The sequence below is a fragment of the Marinospirillum sp. genome (assembly GCF_014859565.1).
Window position 1 is genome coordinate 1 of record NZ_JACUUA010000285.1, and the last position, 3,576, is coordinate 3,576.

The window sequence follows — 3,576 nt, forward strand, 5'->3', positions numbered from 1 at the left end:
CACAGCCAGAAGAAAAATAAAAATGACTGTCGCAGGGAAGATACCTTGCCTGTAGGTTGTACAAAAAATTAATATCTCGGGATGATATTTGAATTTCAACAGGGTTTTAATCAAAAATATGCACTGCTCTTACAAAAAATGTACGGGTTACCTGCTATTGGTTTTGCTGCTTTCAGGCTGTCAGTTGCAACCCCGAGCAGCACAAGATCCAGCAGTTTTGCATGAACAACAGCTGGCTGATTACCGACAGGCATTTAATCAGGAGCTGTCCCTGCAACTGATACAGCTGGAACAGCGTTTAGCGCAACAGAACCAAACTACTCGACAGCAGGTGAGCCGGCTGGATAAAAAAGTGGCATCTCTGCACGAAGAAAACCTGCGCTTTCATCGTCAGCACACCTATCAGATCGAAGAGCTGAGCCAGCAACGAAACCTGTCTGCTGACCCCGGATTCAATAGCAGCAAAGTAACCGAGGTGGTGCAGGAGGATGGCAAGCTGCTACTCGGTCGTTATGAGTGGGTCAGCCTGCCTGCTCAACAGCTGACCCTGCCTGCGCGGGTTGATTCTGGTGCCAACACCTCATCACTTCATGCTGTTAATCTGAGAGAGTTCGAGCGAGATGGCAAAAGCTGGGTGGGGTTTGAAACTCATTACCAGCCCCGCAATAACGAACCACCTTTAAAAGCTGAGATAGAAGCACCAATTATCCGCCGTGTACGCATCATTCAAGCCAGTGGCACAGAGGCACGTCCGGTTGTGTCACTGCCCATGAAACTCGGATCGCTGGTTCAGGATATTGAATTCACTCTCAGTGATCGTGGTGACCTGACCTTTCCTATTTTGCTCGGGCGGCGTTTTATGATGGATATTGCCGTAATTGATGTCTCCAGAACCTATGTGCAAGGCAAGCCCGTTGCTACAGTAATTGATCCTGAAGTTGATGATCAGGCAGAAGAGGCTGACCTATGAACCAGCAGCGTTCAACCCTGCTGTGGACTGCTGCAATCCTGGTACTTCTCGGCGGTTTGCACACTGCATGGCGGTATTATGTACACCAAGTCCCCTTGCTGCCTGGCAGTCAGCAGACCTACTGGGATATTGAAGCCAGAGTGGAAATGGAAGCTCTCGGGGATGCCGTCAAGGTTCGCCTGGCACTGCCACAAAGCCAGCCAGGGTTTCTGATGCAGTCTGAACATACTGCGTCGCCTGGTTTTGGTATTCGTTTTATTGAAGAAGATCAAAGGCTTGCTGAGTGGACAATTCGCAAGGCCGAGGGCAATCAGTGGTTATATTATCGCACCCAGTTCAGGCTTGATCCTGACCGACATATCCCGGCAGTGGATTATCCCCCGCCATTGCGAGAAATTGTCTGGTCACCCTCCTTGCAGACTGCTGCAGCTCAGATATTAAGGCGCTCGTGGCAGGAATCAGCTGATCCTTACAGTCTGGCGCGAGCACTGGCACAACGGCTGACAGACAGCAACAACCAGAATAGCCGATTGCTGCTGAGTGAGATGTCCGAAGTTGAAGCCATGGTGCGACTGCTGAACGAAGCCAGAGTTCCTTCCCGTATTCTGTACGGTCTGAAACTGGAAGATGGCCGACGAATGCAGCCTTTGCAGCCTTTGGTGCAAGTCTTTAATGAACAGCAGTGGCAGCTGTTTGATCCGGCTGCATCCGGCAGCAGCATCAAAGCCGAACATTACCTGTTATGGCAGCTGGCTGGCGGTCCCATTCTGGAAGTGGAAGGAGCAAGGGAGTCACGTGTCACCTTCTCCATGTTATCCACTCAGGAACCTGCCAGTGGCAGTATCCATGCCATGGCAATGGGGGATGCTTTACTGAGTTTATCCATCCACAGTTTACCAATCGCTGAACAGGCAGTGTTCAAAACCCTGTTGCTTTTGCCGCTGGGCGCTCTGGTGGTGGTTATGTTACGAGTGCTGATCGGGCTTAAAACCTCCGGTACTTTCATGCCAGTATTAATTGCTCTGGCCTTTCTGGAGATGTCTCTGCTGCCTGGCATCATTACCTTTCTTTTGCTGGTCAGTATTGGTCTGATATTACGCCAGCTACTGGCACACCTTAACCTGCTGCTGGTGGCACGGGTTGCTGCTGTTATTGTTTGTGTTATTGGCCTGATTGCCTTGCTGGCAGTGATTTCGTTTCATGCCGGTATCAACACGGGTATGAAAGTCACGCTGTTCCCGATGATTATTCTGGCCTGGACAATAGAGCGCATGTCCATTCTCTGGGAAGAAGAAGGTCCCAGAGAAGTCGCTATTCAGGGTGCCGGCAGCCTGATGACTGCAACCTGTGCTTTTTTATTGATGGATTTTTCCTGGATACGTTACTGGATGTTCAACTTCCTGGGATTACAGTTGGTGGTATTGGCTCTGATCTTGATTTTCGGCAGCTACACAGGGTATCGCCTGCTGGAGTTGTGGCGTTTCAGACCTCTGACTGCGGATAAAACAAAAGCAGGCGAGGGGAAAAATGCTCCGCTGGCTTAGCAACAATTTCACTTCACCCGCCCGCCTGCGCGTGCAGGGCGTGCTGGGCATGAATGAGCGGAATATCAACTGCATCAGTGGTTATAACCCAAGGCATTTGTTTCCACTGGTGGATGACAAGTTACAAACCAAATTGTTGGCTCAGGATTACGGACTGGCAACACCGGATCTACTAGGTGTGATACGCCGCCAGGCGGATATTCAGCACTTTTCACGCTTTCTTCCGGAAAGCGGGGGATTTGCGATTAAACCAGCAAAAGGCAGTGGTGGTAAGGGTATCCTGGTTATCCAGCACTCCTGTGGTGATCGTTACCTGAAATCATCTGGTGAGTGGATTGGTAAACAGGTGATTGAACATCATCTATCCAACCTGATTTCAGGCTTGTACAGTCTAGGGGGTAATCCCGATGTGGCAATCATCGAAAGCCTGATCCACTCAGCACCGGAATTCAGTAAATTCAGTTTTGAGGGTGTACCCGATATTCGTGTAATTGTGTACCGGGGTTATCCAGTGATGGCAATGATGCGTTTATCCACCCACGCCTCTGATGGCAAGGCCAATTTACATCAGGGTGCATTGGGAGTAGGCATTGATCTACGCACCGGTCGGGCACTGCAGGCGGTTCAGCATGACCGACCCGTTTATCGTCACCCGGATACAGGGCAGTTGCTGGATCAGTTAAAAATTAATAACTGGCAAACCTTGCTGCAACTGGCATCTCGTTGTTATGACATGACCCGGCTGGGTTATCTGGGTGCGGATCTGGTTGTGGACGCAGATCGTGGGCCGCTGGTACTGGAGTTGAATGCCCGTCCGGGTTTGGCTATCCAGATGGCTAATGGCATGGGACTCAAACCGGGACTACAGGCCATTGACCGCCACTGTGCAGCACTTCGTGGCCCTGAGCTCCCTTACAACGAACGAGCAACCATCGCTCAGGCTCTTTTTACTGCTGAAGTTTGTTCTGCAAGAGCACTGCACGTAGAATAAAGACACCAACGCATTTTTGCGTGCCCACTTGCCAAACCAAGAAGCCTTTGAATGAGCCGGGAACCGGAAAA

General features: G+C 50.5%; 3 protein-coding genes. All 3 read left to right on the plus strand.

Annotated features, from left to right (window positions below):
* Positions 1-184: 184 nt before the first annotated feature.
* From IBX50_RS18390 to IBX50_RS18400, 3 genes are read left to right on the plus strand one after another with little or no spacing between them, the layout of a single operon-like run.
* Positions 185-970: an ATP-dependent zinc protease gene (locus IBX50_RS18390; RefSeq protein WP_292257856.1), complete on the plus strand. Its 786-nt coding sequence runs from the start codon at positions 185-187 to the stop codon at positions 968-970.
* Positions 967-2,514 (plus strand): inactive transglutaminase family protein, encoded by a 1,548-nt coding sequence (locus IBX50_RS18395; protein WP_292257857.1) that lies wholly within the window; start codon positions 967-969, stop codon positions 2,512-2,514. The genes IBX50_RS18390 and IBX50_RS18395 overlap by 4 nt, the downstream gene beginning before the upstream one ends.
* Positions 2,498-3,505, plus strand: coding sequence for an alpha-L-glutamate ligase-like protein (locus IBX50_RS18400; protein WP_292257858.1), 1,008 nt, complete (start codon positions 2,498-2,500; stop codon positions 3,503-3,505). Before IBX50_RS18395 ends, IBX50_RS18400 begins: the two co-directional genes overlap by 17 nt.
* Positions 3,506-3,576 lie beyond the last annotated feature (71 nt).

Excerpts from the sequence above, each read along its gene's own strand:
- IBX50_RS18395 (WP_292257857.1), top strand. The coding sequence starts at position 967 with ATGAACCAGCAGCGTTCAACCCTGCTGTGGACTGCTGCAATCCTGGTA.
- IBX50_RS18400 (WP_292257858.1), top strand. The coding sequence starts at position 2,498 with ATGCTCCGCTGGCTTAGCAACAATTTCACTTCACCCGCCCGCCTGCGC.